Origin of the sequence: Pseudomonas rustica, assembly GCF_018336155.1 — a bacterium.
In the GTDB taxonomy this organism is placed as follows: Bacteria; Pseudomonadota; Gammaproteobacteria; order Pseudomonadales; family Pseudomonadaceae; genus Aquipseudomonas; species Aquipseudomonas rustica.
In genome coordinates, this window is sequence record NZ_JAGYHF010000001.1 from 512641 (window position 1) to 533806 (window position 21166).

General features: G+C 58.4%; 21 protein-coding genes. 7 read left to right on the plus strand and 14 right to left on the minus strand.

All coding sequences use genetic code 11. The annotated features are described in order from the left end of the window. Positions 1–89 precede the first annotated feature (89 nt). Entirely contained in the window at positions 90–1031 is a 942-nt protein-coding gene (locus KFS80_RS02385; protein WP_212543873.1) for a fatty acid desaturase, read from the minus strand. Positions 1032–1355: 324 nt separating this feature from the next. Between KFS80_RS02385 and KFS80_RS02390 the strand changes: the two genes are divergently transcribed. Next, positions 1356–1763 (plus strand): GNAT family N-acetyltransferase, encoded by a 408-nt coding sequence (locus KFS80_RS02390; RefSeq protein ID WP_212543874.1) that lies wholly within the window; start codon positions 1356–1358, stop codon positions 1761–1763. Positions 1764–1844: 81 nt separating this feature from the next. On the opposite strand, the gene def is transcribed toward KFS80_RS02390, so the two are convergent. The 3 genes from def to KFS80_RS02405 all read right to left on the minus strand — a co-directional run bounded on the left by def (position 1845) and on the right by KFS80_RS02405 (position 3694). Next, a complete protein-coding gene (def, locus tag KFS80_RS02395) occupies positions 1845–2384 on the minus strand; it encodes a peptide deformylase (RefSeq protein ID WP_212543875.1) in 540 nt (179 codons plus the stop codon). Beyond that, a complete protein-coding gene (locus KFS80_RS02400) occupies positions 2381–3337 on the minus strand; it encodes a YihY/virulence factor BrkB family protein (protein ID WP_053122992.1) in 957 nt (318 codons plus the stop codon). Before KFS80_RS02400 ends, def begins: the two co-directional genes overlap by 4 nt. 165 nt (positions 3338–3502) lie before the next feature. Beyond that, entirely contained in the window at positions 3503–3694 is a 192-nt protein-coding gene (locus tag KFS80_RS02405; protein WP_053122994.1) for a CsbD family protein, read from the minus strand. Positions 3695–3892: 198 nt separating this feature from the next. On the opposite strand from KFS80_RS02405, the gene KFS80_RS02410 reads away from it, so the two are divergent. After that, the gene (locus KFS80_RS02410) at positions 3893–4270 is read left to right on the plus strand and encodes a hypothetical protein (RefSeq protein WP_008082340.1); all 378 of its coding nucleotides are present in this window, start codon (positions 3893–3895) and stop codon (positions 4268–4270) included. Positions 4271–4505: 235 nt separating this feature from the next. Here KFS80_RS02410 and fadD1 read toward each other — a convergent pair whose 3' ends face one another. Together fadD1 and fadD2 are read right to left on the minus strand one after the other, a co-directional pair. After that, positions 4506–6203 (minus strand): long-chain-fatty-acid--CoA ligase FadD1, encoded by a 1698-nt coding sequence (fadD1, locus tag KFS80_RS02415; protein ID WP_053122996.1) that lies wholly within the window; start codon positions 6201–6203, stop codon positions 4506–4508. A gap of 347 nt (positions 6204–6550) precedes the next feature. Beyond that, positions 6551–8239, minus strand: coding sequence for a long-chain-fatty-acid--CoA ligase (fadD2, locus tag KFS80_RS02420; protein ID WP_212543876.1), 1689 nt, complete (start codon positions 8237–8239; stop codon positions 6551–6553). A 199-nt stretch (positions 8240–8438) separates the two neighbouring features. Here fadD2 and KFS80_RS02425 point away from each other — a divergent pair, with 199 nt between their 5' ends. Further along, the gene (locus KFS80_RS02425; RefSeq protein WP_212543877.1) at positions 8439–9383 is read left to right on the plus strand and encodes an alpha/beta hydrolase; all 945 of its coding nucleotides are present in this window, start codon (positions 8439–8441) and stop codon (positions 9381–9383) included. Between the two features lie 42 nt (positions 9384–9425). Further along, positions 9426–9896: a MaoC family dehydratase gene (locus KFS80_RS02430; RefSeq protein WP_053123003.1), complete on the plus strand. Its 471-nt coding sequence runs from the start codon at positions 9426–9428 to the stop codon at positions 9894–9896. Between the two features lie 139 nt (positions 9897–10035). Here the strand turns inward: KFS80_RS02430 and KFS80_RS02435 are convergent, their stop codons facing one another. Beyond that, entirely contained in the window at positions 10036–10503 is a 468-nt protein-coding gene (locus KFS80_RS02435) for a ferritin-like domain-containing protein (RefSeq protein ID WP_038369175.1), read from the minus strand. Between the two features lie 205 nt (positions 10504–10708). On the opposite strand from KFS80_RS02435, the gene KFS80_RS02440 reads away from it, so the two are divergent. Both KFS80_RS02440 and KFS80_RS02445 read left to right on the plus strand, forming a co-directional pair. After that, positions 10709–10945, plus strand: coding sequence for a DUF3820 family protein (locus KFS80_RS02440; RefSeq protein WP_212543878.1), 237 nt, complete (start codon positions 10709–10711; stop codon positions 10943–10945). 28 nt (positions 10946–10973) lie between these two features. Further along, positions 10974–12155 (plus strand): aminotransferase class V-fold PLP-dependent enzyme, encoded by a 1182-nt coding sequence (locus tag KFS80_RS02445; protein ID WP_212543879.1) that lies wholly within the window; start codon positions 10974–10976, stop codon positions 12153–12155. A gap of 5 nt (positions 12156–12160) precedes the next feature. On the opposite strand, the gene KFS80_RS02450 is transcribed toward KFS80_RS02445, so the two are convergent. The 4 genes from KFS80_RS02450 to zwf form a co-directional block, all read right to left on the minus strand. Beyond that, entirely contained in the window at positions 12161–12886 is a 726-nt protein-coding gene (locus KFS80_RS02450; RefSeq protein ID WP_159812807.1) for an intradiol ring-cleavage dioxygenase, read from the minus strand. A gap of 305 nt (positions 12887–13191) precedes the next feature. Continuing rightward, positions 13192–13857 (minus strand): bifunctional 4-hydroxy-2-oxoglutarate aldolase/2-dehydro-3-deoxy-phosphogluconate aldolase, encoded by a 666-nt coding sequence (locus tag KFS80_RS02455; protein ID WP_008082815.1) that lies wholly within the window; start codon positions 13855–13857, stop codon positions 13192–13194. 17 nt (positions 13858–13874) lie between these two features. Then, positions 13875–14588: a 6-phosphogluconolactonase gene (gene pgl / locus KFS80_RS02460; RefSeq protein ID WP_212543880.1), complete on the minus strand. Its 714-nt coding sequence runs from the start codon at positions 14586–14588 to the stop codon at positions 13875–13877. Then, positions 14575–16041, minus strand: a complete 1467-nt coding sequence (zwf, locus tag KFS80_RS02465) for a glucose-6-phosphate dehydrogenase (RefSeq protein ID WP_212543881.1) — start codon at positions 16039–16041, stop codon at positions 14575–14577. Before zwf ends, pgl begins: the two co-directional genes overlap by 14 nt. A gap of 226 nt (positions 16042–16267) precedes the next feature. Here zwf and KFS80_RS02470 point away from each other — a divergent pair, with 226 nt between their 5' ends. Continuing rightward, positions 16268–17128 (plus strand): MurR/RpiR family transcriptional regulator, encoded by an 861-nt coding sequence (locus tag KFS80_RS02470; protein WP_171057240.1) that lies wholly within the window; start codon positions 16268–16270, stop codon positions 17126–17128. A 160-nt stretch (positions 17129–17288) separates the two neighbouring features. Here the strand turns inward: KFS80_RS02470 and KFS80_RS02475 are convergent, their stop codons facing one another. The 3 genes from KFS80_RS02475 to KFS80_RS02485 all read right to left on the minus strand — a co-directional run bounded on the left by KFS80_RS02475 (position 17289) and on the right by KFS80_RS02485 (position 21166). Further along, on the minus strand, positions 17289–18143 hold the full coding sequence (locus KFS80_RS02475; protein ID WP_212543882.1) for a D-hexose-6-phosphate mutarotase: 855 nt from the start codon (positions 18141–18143) through the stop codon (positions 17289–17291). 285 nt (positions 18144–18428) lie between these two features. Beyond that, positions 18429–19778 (minus strand): carbohydrate porin, encoded by a 1350-nt coding sequence (locus KFS80_RS02480; protein ID WP_053123015.1) that lies wholly within the window; start codon positions 19776–19778, stop codon positions 18429–18431. A 227-nt stretch (positions 19779–20005) separates the two neighbouring features. Then, positions 20006–21166 carry an ABC transporter ATP-binding protein gene (locus tag KFS80_RS02485; RefSeq protein ID WP_212543883.1) on the minus strand — a complete coding sequence of 387 codons (1161 nt, stop codon included), beginning with the start codon at positions 21164–21166 and terminating at the stop codon, positions 20006–20008.

Genomic DNA, 21166 nt, shown 5'->3' on the forward strand with positions numbered 1-21166 from the left:
CGATAGCGGTTTTTCAGTGACATCTTCGGCTCTGACACACCGCGATCGCGAGCAGGCTCACTCCTACAGGGGGTATGGTGATCTTGAGACTAGTGATAAGGATGCTCGGGGCTGTCGATCGGGCTGACGCCATGCTCCCGCCACAACTGCCCATACCCCTGCACCAGAAACCCGCCACTCCTCGCCACCCATTGCTCGCGATTCGCGCGATAGACCTTGGGCAAGTCGTACCACGCCAGCCCCGGCAAATCATGATGCACCAGATGAAAATTCAAATTAAGAAACAGCCAGCGCCACGGCCATCCGGCTTCGTTCAGCACCGTGCGCTGCTCCGGTTGCGCGTGCGGTCGATGTTCGTAGTAGGAGCGGATCATCGCAATCGACAGCGCCGGCACACTGATCAACAACAGGTAGTGCCACACCGGCAACACGCTGTAGCGCGCGATAAACCACAACATCAACAGCGTGAACGCGCCATGGGTCAGCCACATCAGCCAGGCCTGGCGCTCACGGTTTTTCAGCCGCTGCAATTCTTCACTCGCCAACGCCAGCAAGCCCAGCGGCGCACCGATGGCGAAACGCCCGAGCACGGTTTTATTCAGCCAGTGCAGGCTGCGTTCAAACAGCGAACTGCCCTGCCAGCGCCCCCGCGTCAGGTAACGGCTTTCCGGGTCAACACCGGGCACCGTCAGATCTTCATCGCGGTGATGCAGTAGATGGCTGTCGCGATACAGCGTGTACGGATACCACACGGCAAACGGCGCATAGCCGAGGATTTTATTGAAGCGAATCCAGGGCGTCGGATGGCCGTGGAGCAATTCGTGTTGCACCGACAGCCACAGCACCAGCAGCGGAATCAGCAGCACGGTACTTAAACCCCGTCCCAGCCAGTGGCTGTTCAACATGATTGCAAACCAGCCGCCATACACGCCGATCAACAACAGCCAGGTAGGCCAGTCGCTGCGAGCGGTAAAACGTTGGCGCAGGGTTTCGATGTGTTGACGGTGGGCGGCGTCGAAATAATGAGACATGGCGTTGCTCGCAGCGGGTTCCTTCCCTTTCTGTGCAACGACCACCGAGAATCTTGCAGATTATTTTGGATCAACAGGGAAGCCCGAGAACCGGGCTTCCGAAAGGCGTGATCAATGACCGAAAATATCGGTTTTCTTGGCCTTCTTCTCCGCGCGTTTTTCAATCGCGGTCTTGGCCGGTTTCTTCTTCGCGGCTTTCTTTGAATCCATACCTTTGGACATGATGCGTACTCCACTCACAGGGGATGTGAGCTCAGGTATACACCTATCCAGACGCGCGCGTTCTTTTATAATCGCCGCGAAATCTACCGACAGTCAGAACCCATGCCCGATACCCAATACAGCCTGCTCGACGCGTCTCTCTGGCCGTTGATGAACAAGTTTTACCGCAGCCACCAATCCTCGATGAAAGCCGTGCGTGATGCGCAATTGTGGGTGGCGCGACGTGGGGAAATTGTTGCGGCGTTGTGCTTGCGACCGGTGGCGGGTGGGCATTGGTTGACCGGGTTGTTTGTTGATCCGGGGTGTCGGGATCAGGGGATTGCGGGGCAGTTGATCGCGGCGGCGGTTCAGGATGTGACGGAGCCGGTGTGGCTGTTCTGTCATCCGGATTTACGCGGGTTTTACGAGCGGCGCGGGTTCCGGTTTGATCCTGAATTGCCGCAGGCGATGGCGGAGCGATTGAGCCGGTATGCGCGGAGCAAGCCGATGATTGCGATGGGCCTGGGGTGAAGATCAAAAGATCGCAGCCTTCGGCAGCTCCTACAGGGATAGGTGTAGGAGCTGCCGAAGGCTGCGATCTTTTGATTCTGGTTAATCGTCAGCTGTGGGATCGAGATCCGGGAACATCACTTCGGTAAAACCAAACTTGCTGAAATCGGTAATCCGCGAAGGGTACAACCGGCCGATCAGGTGATCGCACTCATGCTGCACCACCCGCGCATGAAAACCTGAAGCCACACGCATGATCGGCTCGCCCTTCGGATCAAAACCCTCGTAGCGAATCTGCTGATAACGATCCACCGCGCCGCGCAAACCCGGCACCGACAAACACCCTTCAAACCCCTCCTCCATCAACGGATTCAACGGCGTGATCAGCGGGTTGATCAGGATGGTCTGCGGCACGGCTTCAGCGTCCGGATAACGTTCGCTGTGCTCGAAACCAAAGATCACCAATTGCAGATCGACGCCGATCTGCGGCGCGGCCAGACCGACGCCGCCGACACTTTCCATGGTCTGGAACATGTCGTCGATCAGTTGCCACAGCTCAGGGCTGTTGAACATTTCCAGCGGCACTGGCGGGGCGATGCGCAGCAAGCGCTCGTCGCCCATTTTGAGGATTTCACGGATCATGATGTGGCTTCGTCAGTGTCCGGCTTGAGCGAGTGATCGCGGCCCAGGCCCGAGACGTGTTGTTTGGGTTGTTCATCGAGTTCGCCGGGGACTTTCTCGCCCTCGTCTTTGCCCTCGCTGGACATGTGCTCGATCACCGCATTCATCTCCGCGCCGAGCAGCAGCACCGCAGCGGAAATGTAGAAGTACAGCAAGAGCACGATGATCGCCCCGATGCTGCCATACATCGCGTTGTAGTTGGCGAAGGTTTTCACGTAGAACGCGAAACCCAACGAGGCGATGATCCACACCACCACGGCCAATACCGAGCCCGGAGTGATGAAACGGAATTCCTGTTTGACGTCCGGCATCACGTAGTAGATGAGGGCCACGGCAACCATCATCAAAATCACGATCACCGGCCAGCGCGCGATCGTCCAGATGGTCACGATGACCTCTTCCAGCCCGACTTGCGCGGCGATCCAGCCCATGACTTGCGGGCCGAGCACCATCAGCGCGGCGGCCATCAGCAGCATGCCGGCGATGCCGACGGTGTAGACCACCGACAGTGGAAAGCGCTTCCAGATTGGTCGGCCTTCGACCACGTCATACGCCGCGTTCATCGCGCTCATCATCAGGCGCACGCCGGCAGACGCGGTGTAAAGGGCGATGACGATACCGACCGAGAGCAAGCCGCCCTTGGACTGCTGCAACTGGTCGATCACCGGGTTGACGGATTCCAGCGCCTGCGGCGGCAGCACAAGTTCCGATTGCAGGCGCAGCCAGGAGAAGAAGTCCGGCAGGTGCAGGAAACCGATCAGGGCGATCAGAAACAGGATGAACGGGAACAGCGAGAACAGCATCTGGTAGGCCAGTGCCGAGGCGTAGGTCGACATTTCGTCATCGACGAATTCAGTGACCGTGCGCACCATCACTCGGTGCAGGGGCAGACCTTTCATGTCTGGAAATATCATTCGCGTCTCCTTTCGCCGCAATACAGGTTTGAAGTCGTGGCGACTCAGGGGCCGTTTTTTACATCAAGGTAGCTTGTTTGGCGAACCTTGGTGGGTGTCAGCAGGATTTCGACACAAAAACGGCCATCCTTGGATGGCCGCTCGTGTCTTTCGTTCAAGGCTGGATTACGCCTTGTCGACGCCTTTTTTGACAGCGTCCTTGGCTTTGCCGACCGCTTGCTGGGCTTCGCCTTTTTTCTCTTGGACTTTGCCTTCGGCCTGCAGCTTGGTGTTGTCAGTGGCTTTACCGACGCCTTGCTTGACGTTGCCGACCGCTTCGTTGGCCATGCCTTTTACTTTATCGCCTGTGCTACTCATGGTGTTTCTCCTTGGTGCAATTAGGGGGAAAAGTCAGTACGTAATGATTGACTGGCCGGCTTTGCGCCAAGTTTCATTTATTTTTCGCCGGATCATTTCGTCGCGACGAACAGGTTGGGCTTTATGTTTGCGTGCAATGCCCCGAGAATGCGCAACATAAGGGCGCCACGCGCCAGGAACCGATCCTGCAGGAATGTTATGAAACTCGATAAAACGCTCGCCATCGCCCGTAGAAACAAGGAACTGGGCGGCGCCGTGCTCGGCACCAACAATTGCCACTTCGCCGAACTGAACCGCAACCGCAACATCTGGTGGTTCGACCTGCCAGTGTCGCGCCTGGCGATTGGTCAGTACGAGTGGATTCACCTGCTGATGCACACGCCGGCCACCGACGAACTGCTGCACCTGAAAGTGCCGACGGTGTTTCTGCGTGAAAAGCTCGAAGGGCTGGTGATTCGCAACGAAGGCAAGCGCAAAGCGGCGCTGAGCCTGGAATTGAGTGCAGACAAGGATTCGTATCTGCAGGACATGCGTCCGGCGGGGACTAATGTGAATTTCGCGCCGTTCCGTCAGTAGGATCAGTGCCGCTCCCTTCCCCTCACCCTAGCCCTCTCCCAAGGGAGAGGGAACTGACCGAGGTGTTTGGGCGAGGTACGCCGACATGGGATATCGAGTCGAACTCAGGTTTTGAACTGCACGCGATCGGCCCCCTCTCCTTCGGGAGAGGGCTGGGGTGAGGGGCAGGTTCAACGCATAACCCAAGCCATGCTCCGCACCAACAAAAAGCCCCGCATCTGCGGGGCTTTGTGTTTTAGGCGGCAGACTTGGCCTTGATCTTCTTCAGCTCTTCATCGCGCAGTTCGCGGCGCAGGATCTTGCCGACGTTGGTGGTCGGCAGTGCATCGCGGAACTCGACCGAACGCGGCACCTTGTAACCGGTGACGTTGGCGCGCATGTGTTCCATCACCGTTTCCTTGGTCAGCGTCACGCCCGGTTTGGCGACGATGAAAATCTTGATCGCTTCGCCCGACTTCTCGTCCGGGATGCCAATGGCCGCGCACTGCAACACGCCCGGCAGGGTCGCCAGCACGTCTTCCAGTTCGTTCGGATAAACGTTGAAACCAGAGACCAGAATCATGTCTTTCTTGCGATCGACAATGCGCATGTAGCCGTCCGGCTGGATCAGCGCGATGTCGCCGGTTTTCAGCCAACCGTCGCTGTCGAGCATCTCATCGGTAGCTTCCTGACGCTGCCAGTAGCCCTTCATCACTTGCGGGCCCTTGACGCACAGTTCGCCGATTTCGCCCATTGGCTGCTCGACACCGGCATCGTCGATGACTTTGCACAGGGTCGATGGCACTGGGATGCCGATGGTGCCGATCTGGATGTGCTGGATCGGATTCACCGTGGCGACCGGGCTGGTTTCGGTCATGCCGTAACCTTCGCAAATCGAGCAACCGGTCACCGCTTTCCAGCGCTCAGCCGCGGCCAGTTGCAGGGCCATGCCGCCCGACAAAGTCACTTTCAGTGCCGAGAAGTCCAGTTTGCGGAAACCTTCGTTGTTGCACAGCGCCACGAACAGCGTGTTGAGGCCAACGAAACCGCTGAACTTCCACTTCGACAGTTCCTTGACCATTGCCGGCAGGTCGCGCGGGTTGCTGATCAGGATGTTGTGGTTGCCGATCAGCATCATCGCCATGCAATGAAAGGTGAACGCATAGATGTGGTACAGCGGCAGCGGCGTGATCAGAATCTCGCAACCTTCATTGAGGTTCGAGCCCATCAGCGCCTTGCATTGCAGCATGTTGGCGACGAGGTTGCGGTGGGTGAGCATCGCGCCCTTGGCCACGCCGGTGGTGCCGCCGGTGTATTGCAGCACCGCGACATCGCCGCTGTGCGGGTTGGCTTCGGCCACAGGCTGGCCTTGGCCTTTGCTCAATGCGTCGTTGAACTTGATGGCTTTCGGCAGGTGATAAGCCGGCACCATTTTCTTCACGTACTTGATGACGCTGTTGATCAGCAGGCGTTTGACCGGCGGCAACAGGTCGGCGACTTCGGTAACGAAAACGTGTTTGACGCCGGTTTTCGGCACCACGGTTTCGGCCAGGTGCGCCATGTTCGCCAGGCAAACAAGGGCTTTGGCACCGGAGTCGTTGAATTGGTGTTCCATTTCCCGCGCTGTGTACAGCGGGTTGGTGTTGACCACGATCAGCCCGGCACGGATGGCACCGAAGACGGCCACCGGGTACTGCAGAACGTTGGGCAGTTGCACGGCGATTCGATCACCGGGCTGCAAGTCGGTATGCTGTTGCAGATACGCGGCAAACGCACCGGACAATTCGTACAGTTCACCGTAGGTGATTGTCTTGCCCAGGTTGCTGAAAGCCGGTTTGTTGGCGAAGCGTTGGCAGGACTGCTTCAACACTGCCTGAATATTCGGGTACTCATCTGGATTGATGTCGGCAGCAATTCCAGCGGGGTACTTATCCTTCCAAAAGTCTTCGTTCATGGAAGCCCACTCCTCAGCAACGCGAATTCTTCACCGCATTTGATGCGATTATTATTGGTGTGTGTTTTGTATTGGTGAATCTGGCTTTTTGATAGGCCGAGAAGTCACAAAGCGCGCCGAGAGTAGCAGCTTTGCCGAGGGTCGACTAGAGCCAAAAGCGGCCCATACAGTCATATTTATGACTCAAGACTTGCTAACAGTCATTTTAGAGCAAAAATCCTAGAACACCTTAAAAGTCCCGTAAAACGGGGGATTCAAAGCAAAAGATCGCAGCCTTCGGCAGCTCCTACATGGAATGCGTTTCCAGTAGGAGCTGCCGAAGGCTGCGATCTTTTTGTTTTCAGGCGTTAAGCGATATCGCGCAACTCACGGCGCAGAATTTTCCCGACCGGCGTCATCGGCAACGACTCGCGCAGCACAATGTGCTTCGGCACTTTGTACGCGGTGAAATTCTCTTTGCAGTACGCCTTCAGCTCTTCCAGGCTGACGCCGGTTTCCCGCGCCACCACAAACAGCTTCACCGCCTCGCCCGAACGCTCGTCCGGCACACCGATCACCGCGCAGTTGGCAACTTTCGGGTGGGCCATCACCACGTCTTCGATCTCGTTCGGGTACACGTTGAAACCGGAGACGATGATCATGTCCTTCTTGCGATCGACGATACGCACGAAACCGTCCGGATCGATTACCGCGATGTCGCCGGATTTGAACCAGCCTTCAGCATCCAGCACTTCGGCGGTGGCCTCAGGTTTGTTCCAGTAACCTTTCATGATCTGCGGGCCTTTGATGCACAGTTCGCCGCGCTCGCCCATTGGCTGCTCGACGCCATCATCGTTGATCACTTTCAACAACGTGCCCGGCACCGGCAAACCGACCGTGCCCAGGCGCGATTGATCGCCGTACGGGTTGGTGCAGGCCACCGGCGAGGTTTCGGTCAGGCCGTAGCCTTCGGTGATGCGGCAACCGGTCATCTGCTCCCAACGCTCGGCGGTGGCTTTGACCAGTGCGGTGCCGCCGGAGTTGGTGAGTTTCAGGCTGGAGAAATCCAGGGTCTTGAAATCCGGGTGATCCATCAGCGCAACGAACAGTGTGTTCAGCCCCAGCAACGCCGAGAAACGCCAGTTCTTCAGCTCTTTGATGAACCCGGCAATGTCGCGCGGATTGCTGATCAATACGTTGTGGTTGCCCGAGACCATCATGCACATGCAATTCGCGGTGAACGCATAGATGTGGTACAGCGGCAGCGGCGCGATCATCACCTCCTGACCTTCGCGCAGCAGTGGCTGACCGTCCGGCCCGAGCTGCGCCAGACACGCGCGCACTTGCTGCATGTTCGCCACCAGATTGCCGTGGGTGAGCATCGCGCCCTTGGCCAGACCGGTGGTGCCGCCGGTGTATTGCAGCACGGCAATATCGTCGAGGCTGACCTTCAACGGCTTGATGCCCAAGCCCCGACCCATGCGCAGCGCACTCTTGAAGGAGATCGCCTGCGGCAGCGAATACGCCGGCACCATTTTTTTCACTTTGCTGACCACGGTGTTGATCAGCCAGCCTTTGGCGGTAGGCATCAAGTCGCCCATCTTCGCTTCGATCAGGTATTGAATGTCAGTGTCGGGCAGCACTTCCTGGACTTTCTGGTCGAACATGTTCAGGTACACCAACGCACGTGCGCCGGAATCCTTGAACTGGTGACGCATTTCCCGCGCGGTGTACAGCGGGTTGGTGTTGACCACGATCAGCCCGGCGCGCAAGGCACCGAACACGGCAATCGGGTAATGCAGGACATTGGGCATCTGCACGGCGATGCGATCGCCCGGTACCAGATCGGTGTGCGCTTGCAGGTAACCGGCGAAAGCGGCGCTCTGACGTTCGAGCTCGGCGTAGGTCAGGGTCACGCCCATGTTGCTGAATGCCGGGCGATCCGCGAACTTCTTGCAGGAGCGCTCAAACACCTCGATCACCGACTTGAACTCACCCATGTCGATGTCCAGCGGTACGCCGGCCGGGCGTTTGTCGTTCCAGAAATCAGGTTGCATTGTTCTTGTCCTCTTTACCTGAGCCGATCCGGGCCGCTTTCTGTCATTTCTGAAAAAGCGGAGCTTCACGGACACTAGCAGTTATGGCCATTGAGGCAAATACGGGCAAAGCCGTCATTGATCGTGTGAATCTTCCTGCCGTGGCGTGGGCTGATCAGACGCGCTATACAATGTTCCGACTCTGAGCAAAGGAATCGCCATGATCCACCACCCCCTATGGCTGGACGCGAGTGACCGCAGCCGCCTGTTCGTCAACCAATGGCTGCCCGCCGCGCCGTTGAAAGCGGTGATCCTGCTGGCCCACGGCATGGCCGAACACAGCGGCCGCTATGCCCGTTTGGCCGACACGTTTTGCGACAAAGGTTATGGCGTTTACGCGCCGGATTTGCGCGGACATGGCAAAACTGCCGAACACGGTACGCTCGGACATTTCGCCGACGACGATGGCTGGTGCAAGGTGCTGGGTGATTTGGCGAGCCTCAATCAACACATCGGCCAGCAGCACCCCGGCGTGCCGATCATCCTGCTCGGCCACAGCATGGGCAGCTACCTCGCACAGGCCTATCTGCTGCACCACAGCGCCAGTTTGCAGGGGGCGATTCTCAGCGGTTCGAACTTCCAGCCGGTGGCGCTTTATGGCGCGGCACAGCAGATCGCCCGACTGGAAAAACTGCGTCAGGGCGGCAAGGGGCGCAGTGCGCTGATCGAGTGGTTGTCGTTCGGCTCATTCAACAAAAAATTCAAACCGGTGCGCACGCCGTTCGACTGGCTCAGCCGCGATCCGGTCGAAGTCGATCTATACGCCAACGACCCATTGTGTGGCTTTCGCTGCACCAATCAGCTATGGATCGACTTGCTCGGCGGCTTGCAGCAAATCAGCAAAGCGTCCAATCTCGCCCAGATCAACCCGGGCCTGCCGTTGCTGGTGATTGGCGGCGAATGTGATCCGGTGAGTGAAGGCAAGCGTCTGACTGATCTGGCCAACGCTTTGCGCTCGGCCGGCAGCCAGAACCTGCAACTGCAGATCTACCCGCAGGCGCGGCACGAATTGTTCAACGAAACCAATCGCGATGAGGTGATTGCCGATGTGCTGGCCTGGATTGATCAGGTGCTCAGCCATCCGCGCCCGCAACGCAGCGAATAATTTTTTGTGGATTTATTTAATCCGTCACAGGAATCAAGACCGATGACCCAGGTTACCAACATCCCTTACGAAGCCCTCGAAGTCGGCCAGACCGCCAGCTACAGCAAGACCGTCGAAGAGCGCGACATTCAACTGTTCGCCGCGATGTCCGGCGACCACAACCCGGTGCACCTGGACGCCGAGTTCGCCGCCGCCAGCATGTTCAAGGAGCGCATCGCTCACGGCATGTTCAGTGGCGCGTTGATCAGCGCTGCCGTGGCGTGCGAAATGCCTGGGCCGGGCACTATTTATATCGGTCAGCAGATGAGCTTTCAGAAGCCGGTGAAGATCGGCGACACGCTGACGGTGCGTCTGGAAATTCTTGAGAAACTGCCGAAGTTTCGTGTGCGCATTGCCACTCGTGTGTTTAACCAGCGTGATGAGTTGGTGGTGGATGGTGAGGCAGAGATTCTGGCACCGCGTAAACAGCAGACGGTGACGTTGCCGACATTGCCGGCCATCAGCATCGGCTGATTTAAAAGATCGCAGCCTTCGGCAGCTCCTACATTGGAATGCGTCCCTGTAGGAGCTGCCGCAGGCTGCGATCTTTTGCTTTTAAAACAAACATAAAAAAACGCCAGACTAGCTGGCGTTTTTTGTTACTGGCGTACGCTTACGAGCGTGCGCGAGCCTGGTTACGCAGGGCTTTCACCTGGTCGTGGTTGCGTTGTACGCCGTGGTACTGACGTTCAACCAGGTCACGAATACCCACCAGGTTGTGCTTGTTGATTTTTTCCAGTGCTTCTTTGTAAGCCTTCAGCGCATGGTCTTCACCACGTTCGGCTTCGTTCAGCACAGCCTCTTCGTCTTTGCCGGTGAACATCGCCTTAACGTCGACCCAGCGACGGTGCAGATCACCGCTGACGCTGGTGGAAGTTTCCGGATCGCCGCCCAGTTTGCGAACTTCAGCTTGCAGCTCAGCTGCAGCGGTAGCGCAATCGGCAGAGCGGGTCACGAACAAGGTTTTCAGTTCTGGGTGCTTGATGTCTTCAGCGCAAGTCTTGAACCCTTCCTGACCGTCCTTGCTGGTTTCAATCAGGTCATTGAGTACAGAGATGGCTTCTTTATTCATGTCGGTCATTTTTCAATTCCTTGCGATCGGTGGAAGATGCAAGGGATATTGCAGTGTGCGTGCCAGTTTTTACTCAGAAATAAAACACATATAAATCAACAACTTAAAGATAAATGAACTATCTGTATTGCGGTTATTTGCATGATCTGTCATTTGGCCTGCATGCAGAATGCCTGTATTTTCCAATCTGATTTGAAGCCAGACGATCCTTTTGATGAATCCCGAAAAACTCGAACTGCTGATCACCCGAGAAATGCCCTTCGGCAAGTACAAGGGCCGGATCATCGCCGACCTGCCAGGCCCTTACTTGAACTGGTTCGCCCGTGAAGGTTTCCCGCACGGCGAACTCGGCGGATTGCTTGCACTGATGCAGGAGATCGACCATAACGGTTTGTCCGATCTGCTCGAACCGCTGCGTGCCCAACATGGCAAACCCGCCCCGCGCCATTGAAGCGCCCTCCTCTATAGAGCCAGCCGCCATGCCCGATAACACCCTGCGCGCCCGTGATGAAGCTTTCTGGCAAATGTTTGTCGGCCGCTATGACGTCCAACCCGGCCCGATCAATCTGGAGAACGGTTACTTCGGACGCATGTCGCGCACGGTGATCGAGGAGTACCAGCGCAACATCGAGCTGATCAACACCAGCAATTCGGTGTATGTGCGCCAGCGCTACGAGCAATTCGACAACCTCGACATCCGCGCACAATTGGCCGAGCTGATCGGCGTGCGCGCGCAGAGCGTGGCTTTTACCCGCAATGCCACTGAAGGCCTGCAATCGCTGATCCGCAACTACAACCGCCTGCAACCCGGCGATCAGGTGCTGATCTGCGACCTCGAATACGATACGGTCAAAGGCGCCATGCGCTGGCTAGGCAAGCATCGCGGGGTCGAAGTCATCGAGATTGACCACGCGCATCCGGCGACTTTCGAGAGCCTGCTGGCCACCTACCGCGAAACCTTTATTCGTCACCCGAAACTGAAACTGATGGCGCTGACGCACGTCACCCATCGCAGCGGTCTGGTGATGCCGGTGCAGGCCATCGCCGCGCTGGCCAAAGAGCATGGGATCGACATCATCCTTGATGGCGCCCACGCCCTCGGCCAGATCGAGTTCGACTTCGAAGCCCTCGGCATCGCCTTCGCCGCGTACAACCTGCACAAATGGATCGGCGCACCGCTGACTCTCGGTTTCCTTTATATCGCTCCACAGCGGCTGGCCGATATCGACCCGGACATGGGCGAGATGCACTACCCGGTCAACGATATCCGCTCGCGCACCTCGTACAGCACACCGAACATTCCGGCGCTGATGACCTTGCCGCTGGTGTTCGAAGAGCATCGCTCGCTCGGCGGCGCAGCGGCCAAAGGGGCGCGAATCAATTACCTGCGCAACCTGTGGGTCAGCGCCGTGCGCCAGTTGCCGGGCATCGAAGTGATGACGCCAGACGACCCACGCTTGTATTGCGGGATCACGGCGCTGCGTTTCACTCGCCATGACAATCAGCAGGCGATGGCCGAGCGTCTGCTCAACGAATACAACCTGTTCACCGTGGTGCGCACTGGCGCCGCGTGCGGGCCGTGCATTCGCATCACGCCGGGGCTGACCACCACCGCCGCCGAGATGCAATTGCTCACCCGCGCGCTGAACGAGCTGCGCTGAATCGCTCAGACGGTGTATTTGTCGAAGTCCTCGGGTTTGATCTGCGACGACACCGCAAAGGTGTCGATGCCGATGGTCAGGTGGCCGAAGAAACCGTCCTCGTGGGAGTCGCGGCCGATCGGCCAAACGGTCAGGGTCGAAGCCTCGCCGCCCATGTCGGCAAAGAAACTGTCCTGAGTATTGTTCAAAGCTGTTGAGGCGCGGCCGCGATAGGCTTTGGCGTTGAGCACCGAGCGCGACACTACTTCGGGGAAATACAACTGACCGACCCACGCCACGTTGCGCTCTTCGAGGTACTCGGTACCTGTGACCATGCGCACCGCCACATGGATGTGCAACGCACGACCGGCGTAGAACCCCGGATAGATCGTGGTGAAGCGCGCCCTGCCCTTGTGATCACAGAACTGACTGCCGCGCAGGTAGGTGTCATCGTCGGTGCGCGGGATCGAACCGATGGCTTCGGCGTCGACTTCGAGATCCGGGTTGATCCGGCTCCAGCCCGAATACGCACCGCGAGCGTTGCAATGCCAGATGTCCACCAGCGCGCCGCTCACCGGTTCACCGGTCATCGCATCAACGATGGTCAGGCGTAGCAGCAGCGGCAAGCCTTCCGCACCTTCGCTGATGTTGCGGCGCAGCAATTGCGGGTTGCGAAAATACGGCCCGGCGATTTGCTCGGGGGCCAGTTGATACACCGGGTTCGGTGAGGGTGTTGCAGCGTCTCGATCCATGATGCGTTCTCTCTTCCATAAGAGAACGCAGATTAGCGCCACGCAATCGCCTGTGTGCGGTAACTATGTATCGCGTCGTAACTCCAGGCTGCGATCTTTTGGCCTAGCCATTTGAAAGCAAGATCAAAAGATCGCGGCCTCGTTGCACTCGACAGCTCCTACATCGCATCCCGTATCAACGCCCTGTAGGAGCTGCCGAAGGCCGCGATCTTTTGATGTTGGCTTTTCTGGGGGCAAAAAAAAACGGTGCGCCGACCGAGCGCACCGTAAAGCCGTAGAACACACAACGAAGTGTTTGGTAACAATCAGTCCAGCAGCGCCAAAGCCTCAGCGGTGCATTCCTGAATGCGGGCCCAGTCGCCGTTCTTGATCCACTCCGGATCAAGCATCCAGCTACCGCCCACGCACATGACGTTTTTCAGCGCCATGTAGCTTTTGATGTTGGCCGGGCCGACGCCGCCAGTCGGGCAGAATTTCACTTCGCCGAACGGGCCGCCGAGGGCTTTGATTGCCGCGACGCCACCGCTGACTTCCGCCGGGAACAGCTTGAAGCGGCGATAACCCAGACCGTAGCCTTCCATGATGCCGGAGGCGTTGCTGATGCCCGGCAACAGCGGAATCGGGCTGTCGACGCTGGCTTCCAGCAGGTCACGGGTAATGCCTGGGGTGACGATGAATTGCGAGCCGGCAGCTTCGGCCGCCGCGAGCATGTTGCGATCGAGCACGGTGCCGGCACCGGTCATCAGTTCCGGACGCTGGTCGCGCAGGATCTGAATGGCCTTGAGGCCGAACTGCGAACGCAGGGTCACTTCCAGCGCGGTCAGACCACCGGCGGCAAGGGCGTCGGCCAGTGGCAGCACGTCCTGTTCGCGGGCGATGGTGATCACCGGCAGGATCCGCGCCTTGGCGCAGAGGCTGTCGATCAGGGCAACTTTGTCCGCCATGGAAACGGTCGGGGATGGGGTTGTCATAGCGGCTGTTCCTTGGCTCATGGGCACCAGTAAATCTCTAACGTAGGTTGCAGAAACGCGCGCACCGGCATGGCGGCGACGTCATCGGATGCCAGCGCGGCATTCAGGGTGGTCAGTTTCGACTGACCGGAAATCGACAGAATCTTGTGTTTCGCCGACGCCAGCAGCGCACGGCTCATGGTCAGGCGCTGACGCGGCACGCTCGGCGCCAGCATCGGCCAGCAACGGCGAGTGCCATCGGCTTGCAGCGCTTCGGCCAGGTTCGGACTGTTAGGGAACAGCGACGCGGTGTGACCGTCATCGCCCATGCCCAACACCAGCACGTCAATCGGCGGCAGCTCAGCGAGCAAGCGATCAGCCTGTTCAGCAGCCTGCTCGACGTTCGCCGCAGCGCTATAAAGGCTGAGGAACTGCGCTTTCGCCGCTGGGCCTTTGAGCAGGTACTGCTTGAGCAGACCGGCATTGCTGTCGGCATGTTCAACCGGTACCCAGCGCTCGTCGGCGAGGGTCACGACGACCTTCGACCAGTCCAGCTCCTGCTTGGCCAAGTGCTGGAAAAACGCCACCGGGCTGCGACCGCCCGACACCACCAGCACCGCGTTGCCGCGTGCCGCAATGGCCTCGCTCAATTGCTTGGCGACATTCAGCGCCAGACCTTCGGCCAACAGCACCGGGCTCTTGAATTCGTGAGCGTTTACGCCCGCAGGCAGTTGCACATTAGATATCGCCATACCACGACCTCCCGTCCCGCGTGATCAATGCAATCGAGCTCATCGGCCCCCACGACCCGGCCGCGTACGGCTTGGGCGCGTCACCGGATTTTTTCCACCCGGCGATCAACTGGTCACACCATTTCCACGCGGCTTCGATTTCATCTTTACGGACAAACAGGTTCTGATTGCCGTTCATCACTTCCAGCAACAACCGCTCATAGGCATCGGGGATCCGCGCGCTACGCCAGGTGTCGGAGAAATTCAATTGCAGCGGCCCGCTGCGCAGTTGCATGCCTTTGTCCAGGCCCTGCTCTTTGGTCATCACGCGCAAGGAAATGCCTTCGTCCGGTTGCAGGCGGATGATCAGTTTGTTGCTGATCTGCAAGCGCTGCTCGGGGGCGAAAATGTAGTGCGACGGTTCCTTGAAGTGGATGACGATCTGCGACAACTTCTGCGGCATACGCTTGCCGGTGCGCAGGTAGAACGGCACGCCGGCCCAGCGCCAGTTGCGGATGTCGGCACGCAAAGCGACGAAGGTTTCGGTGTCGCTCTGGGTGTTGGAATTTGGTTCTTCGAGGTAACCCGGGACGGATTTGCCTTCGCTGTGGCCGGCGATGTACTGGCCGCGCACCACTTGCGTGGTCAGGCCTTCCGGACTGATCGGCGCCAGCGCCTTGAGCACTTTTACTTTTTCGTCACGGATGCTGTCGGCAGACAGGTCAGCCGGTGGATCCATGGCGATCAGGCAGAGCAGCTGCAACAGGTGATTCTGGATCATGTCGCGCAGCTGGCCGGCCTTGTCGAAGTAGCCCCAACGGCCTTCGATGCCAACCTTCTCGGCCACGGTGATTTCCACGTGGGAGATGTAGTTCTGGTTCCACTGGGTTTCGAACAGGCTGTTGGCGAAACGCAGGGCGATCAGGTTCTGAACGGTTTCTTTGCCCAGATAGTGGTCGATGCGGTAGGTGCGGTTCTCCGGGAAGAACTGCGCCACGGCATCGTTAACCTTGCGCGACGATTCGAGGTCGGAGCCGATTGGTTTTTCCAGCACCACGCGGGTGTTTTCCGCCAGACCGACATTCGCCAGGTTCTCGCAGATCGCGCCGTACACCGCTGCCGGTGTGGCGAAGTAGGCAATCATGCGTTGTGTGCTGCCAGCCTGTTCGGCCAGCGCGACATAGTCTTCAGCCTTGAGGAAGTCGACGTGCAGGTAGCTCAGGCGCGCAAGAAAGCGCTCGGCCACGGCTTCGTCCAGCTCTTTGCCGACATAGCGGCGCAGTTCGGCGGCGATGAACGCCAGATGCTGCTGCTCGGTGCCGTCTTCACGGGCCAACGCGATGATGCGCGTGTCCTCGTGCAACAGATCGGCGCCATCGAGGTGATACAGGGCAGGAAACAGCTTGCGCAGGGCCAGATCGCCGAGAGCGCCGAACAAGGCAAAGGTGCACGGTTCAACCGTAATCGAAGGCATGATGTTTGTTCTTTTATCAAGTTAAGCTACAAATACCTTTTTTCAAGGCATCACTCAAGGGAAAATGTAGTAATAACCACAACATTTTCGCAAAATACAGATTCCGAGTGGTGGTCGGTCGGAGCCATCAGTAGGATAGGCCACCGTGACGGGCCACATCAAAGGCCCAATTTGCATAGATCAGCGCACCTTTGCGCTGGTGAATTAGGAATTCCATATGGACCGCGTGCGAAATTTACTGGAACAGATCCAGAGTCGCCTTGAAGACCTGAACAAGGCCGAACGCAAAGTCGCCGAGGTGATCCTGCTCAACCCGCAGCAGGCCACCCGCTTCAGCATCGCCGCCCTCGCCCAGGCCGCGTCGGTGAGCGAACCGACGGTCAACCGTTTCTGCCGTTCGTTCGGCGTCAGCGGCTACCCGGAACTCAAGCTGCAATTGGCGCAGAGCCTGGCCAGTGGCGCGGCGTACGTCAGCCGCGCGGTCGAGGCGGATGACAATCCCGAGGCCTACACGCAAAAGATTTTCGGCAGCGCCATCGCTTCGCTGGACAGCGCTTGTCAGGCGCTGGATCCGAACCTGATCAGCCGCGCCGTTGACCTGTTGATTCAGGCACGGCAGATCCACTTCTTTGGTCTCGGCGCCTCAGCACCGGTGGCGCTGGATGCGCAGCACAAGTTTTTCCGTTTCAACCTGGCGGTTACCGCGCACGCCGATGTGTTGATGCAGCGGATGATTGCTTCGGTGGCGCACACCGGTGAGCTGTTCGTGATCATTTCCTACACCGGGCGCACCCGTGAACTGGTGGAAGTGGCGCGCATTGCTCGCGAGAACGGGGCTTCGGTGTTGGGTTTGACGGCGGAGAATTCGCCGCTGGCCAAGGCGAGTACCTTGAGCCTGAACATTCCGCTGCCGGAAGACACCGACATCTATATGCCGATGACTTCGCGGATCATTCAATTGACCGTGCTGGATGTGTTGGCGACCGGGATGACCTTGCGGCGCGGGGTGGATTTCCAGCCGCATCTGCGCAAGATCAAAGAGAGCTTGAATGCCAGCCGGTATCCGGTTGGGGATGAGTTCAATTAGGACGCTTCGCGTAAAAGATCGCAGCCTTCGGCAGCTCCTACAGAGGTTGATCGTTCCCACGCTCTGCGTGGGAATGCAGCCCGTGACGCTCCGCGTCACTGGACGCGGAGCGTCCCTTGAGGAATTACCACGCAGAGCGTGGGAACGATCATCACGATCATCAAGCCGCCGCCCACGCCTGCAAACTCAAATGCGCCTTCTCCCCCGGCGCCAGGTGCAGGCTGTCCGTCCCGCCCGCCGCCGCTTCAACACAGACAAACTCCGAAATCTCATCCCACGTCACGCCCAACAACGGCCGCGCCCCGGGATGCCAGACCACCGTGTCGGCACTGTCGCCGGTATCAATGCACAACTCGCGCTGCCAGGCGTGATCTTTCAGCTGCAATTCGCCGTCATGCTGGAACACGCGCTGACAACCGCCATCCACGCGCAACTCGCCTTCCTGCTGGCAAGACTGACGGCTTAGCTGATCGTAACCCTGCGCGCCTTCGAGTCCAGACAGCGCTATCTCACCGACATCGCCAATACGCCAGTAAGCGTGCAAAGCCTGGCTCAACTGGCACGGCATATCATCCTGATGCTCGGTGCTCAGGCGCAGATCCATGCGTTCGCCAAGGTGCGCGTGCAGGTCAACCTGCCAGTCGCACAGTTGCAATTGCCAGTGCAGACGCACGCCGTCGTCGGCGGTGCTGCTGTCGATCAATTTCCAGTCGAGCAAACGCGCCCAGCCATGGGACGGCCATGCGTTCTCACTCGGATGACGGCCATACCACGGCCAGCAAACCGGCACACCGCCACGGATCGCCCCGACATGCGGCCACTTTGCCGCACACCACAACCACGGTTTCTGCCCGCGCGGCTGAAAGTGCAGCAACTGCGCGCCCTGACGACTGAACACCGCCTGACACAGCGGGTGATCGATCACCAACACGTCGCGCATCTGATAGCGCTCCCAGGCGAATATCGGCTGTTCGCGCAGGGATTTGAAGAAGCGTTGTAGCGGATGCTCATGCATGGGCCACGGTCCTGAAAATCATGGGGGTATTCAAATTCCACATTGCTGTTGTGGCGAGGGAGCTTGCTCCCGCTGGGCTGCGAAGCGGCCCCTGAATCATTCACTGCGGTGTGTCAGTCAAATCTCATCAGCAGCGTTTACGACTGCTGCGCAGCCGAGCGGGAGCAAGCTCCCTCGCCACAGAGGCATTACCTATGATTGCATCGACCTATGTCACAAAAAAAAGCGGACAGTCTTGGCTGTCCGCAAATATGCGCACATAGAGAGGAGCTTATCGCAGACGCGTTAGAACGTAGACTGAATTTTCAGGCCAGCGACCAATGCGTTGTCCACATCATCCACACCGCCCGGGTGAGTGATGTACTGCAGGTTAGGACGTACGGTCAGCCAGTTTGTTACGTGGAAGCCGTAGTTGATTTCGTAGTTGTATTCGGTTTCACGAATCGGCGAGAACACCGGATTGTCGTAATCCGACACACCGTTGGACACGTTCAGCAGCTCGGCGTTTTTCTTCACGTCATCGTTGACGTGGATACGTGCCGCGCCGATACCGACGTCATCCTTCGGACGTGCGTCGAACGGGCCTTTGTAGACAAACATCACCGACTGGTAGTTGTCGATGAAGTTGGTGTCTTTGTCGTGGAACGTGGCGTTGGCCGCGATGTTCAGACCGCGAGAAGCATCACCGTTGTGGCTGGTGAGTTGCTGTTGCGCCACAAACCAGTAGCCGCTTTTGCTGCTGTGGGTTTTGTAAGCGTCGCCCGTGGTAGCCGCGTCGAAACCGTTGACGTCTTCACGAACGTCGTCGGCATCGGCCGTGCTCTTGTAGTAACCGACGCGGTATTCGCCCGGCAGGCTGTTGACCTTCGGCGACCAGACCAATTCAACCGGCAACACAGTCCCTTTGGTACCACTGCCGCTGAGTTTGAAGCCGTTGCCGTGTTCCAGCTGCGACGGGTTCTGGTTGTAAGCACCGATTTGCGCGTAGAGCTCGTCGTTGATGTTGTACTTCACGCGGATCGCGGCCTGGCTGACGGGCCAGTTGTACCAGATGTTGGTGGCCCAGTTACCCACTTGGGAACCGCAGAACGCCAGGTTCTGGAAGTCGCACGGGAAGGTATTGAAGTCTTCGCCTTCACCGAAGTAACCGGCCTTGACGTCGAGCTTGTTGTCGAAGAACTGGTGCTGAATCCACAACTGGGTCAGACGCACCATGTGGCCACGACCGTAAACTTCCTGCGAGGAGCTCAGGGTGCCGGCACGCGGATCGCCAACGCGGTCGTTGGAGATGTTGTAACCGTTACGGTTGGTCAGCTGGATCTTGGCCTGAGTGTTGTCCCAGCCCCACAGCTTTTGCAGATCGAGTGCCACGCCCAGACCGAACTGGTCAGCGTAACGCGCAGTCTTGTCGTCGTTGTAGCCACCGTTCAGGTTGCCACCGACTTCCCCAACGTAATCGGCCTTGATGTCGATACCCTGCTCGATCAGCTTGGTACGCTCGCCACCCCAGTCGCCCGTCATCCATTTCGAATCGGAGCTGAAGGCATCCGCCGCCATGGCGTTACCGGCCAGCACCAATGCCGCCGCAGCTGATACTTGGCAGATCAACCGGGCATTGACGTGTTTCTTTTTCATCCCTACATCCTCGTCTTTATTGTTATTAACTGTTTTTATCTAACGCGGTTTACTTAAATTGCGATGGATTACAGGCAATCCGCCGCGTGCTCCTTGTAGGAGTGAGCCCTGTGGCGAGGGGATTTATCCCCGTTGGGCTGCGTAGCAGACCCCGCTTTTATGGGGCCGCTGCGCGACCCAACGGGGATAAATCCCCTCGCCACAAAAGCCCTCTCCTACATCAAATTTCAGCGGCCTTTGAATTGGGCCACGTTTGCAGACCGCGCATCGGTCTGTGGTTGGCCGGCAGTGCCGAGGCGCTCGCCGGTCTTGGCATCGAACAACAACACTTTCGACGGATCGAATTGCAGCGTCAGGCTTTCGCCCACCTGCGGTGCCACGTCCGGCGCCAGACGGCAGCAGACTTTGGTTTCATTCAAATTGACGAACACCAACGTGTCCGGACCGGTCGGCTCGGTTACCTGCACTTCGGCACGAATGCTGGGCAGGCCATTGCCCTCGCCGTTCGACAGAACGATCTGCTCCGGGCGCAGGCCGAGGATCACTTCGCGATCTTCAAGACCGGCGTCCTGCATGCTCATCGGCAATTCGCAACGGGCCTGACCGCTGTCGAGCAGCGCCAGCAGACGACCGTCCTTGCGTTGCAGACGCAGCGGAATGAAGTTCATTGGCGGCGAACCGATAAAGCTCGCCACGAACAGGTTGGCCGGGTCGTTGTAGATCTCTTTCGGCGTACCGAACTGCTGAATGATGCCGTCCATCATCACCGCCACTTTGTCGCCCAGGGTCATTGCTTCGATCTGGTCGTGGGTCACGTAGACCGTGGTGGTTTTCAGGCGCTGGTGCATCAGTTTCATTTCGGTGCGCATCTCGACACGCAGTTTCGCGTCGAGGTTGGACAACGGTTCGTCGAACAGATAAATCTTCGGCCGACGCGCCAATGCGCGGCCCATCGCCACACGCTGTTGCTGACCACCGGAGAGCTGACCCGGTTTACGGTTCAGCAAATGTTCGATCTGCAGCAGTTTGGCGACGCGCGCGACTTCTTCGTCGATTGCAGCCTGCGGCATCTTGCGAATCTTCAGGCCGAATTCGATGTTCTCGCGCACGCTCATGGTCGGGTACAGCGCGTAGGACTGGAACACCATGGCGATGTCGCGATCCTTCGGGCTCATGCCGCTGACGTCTTGATCACCGATCATGATCGCGCCGCCGGTGATGGTTTCCAGACCGGCGATGCAGTTCATCAACGTCGATTTACCGCAGCCCGACGGGCCGACGAGGATCAGGAATTCGCCTTCCTTGATCGACAGTTCGATGTTCTTCAGGGTGTCCGGCAGGCCGGCACCGTAGGTCTTGTTTACGTTGCGAAGTTCGAGCGTTGCCAT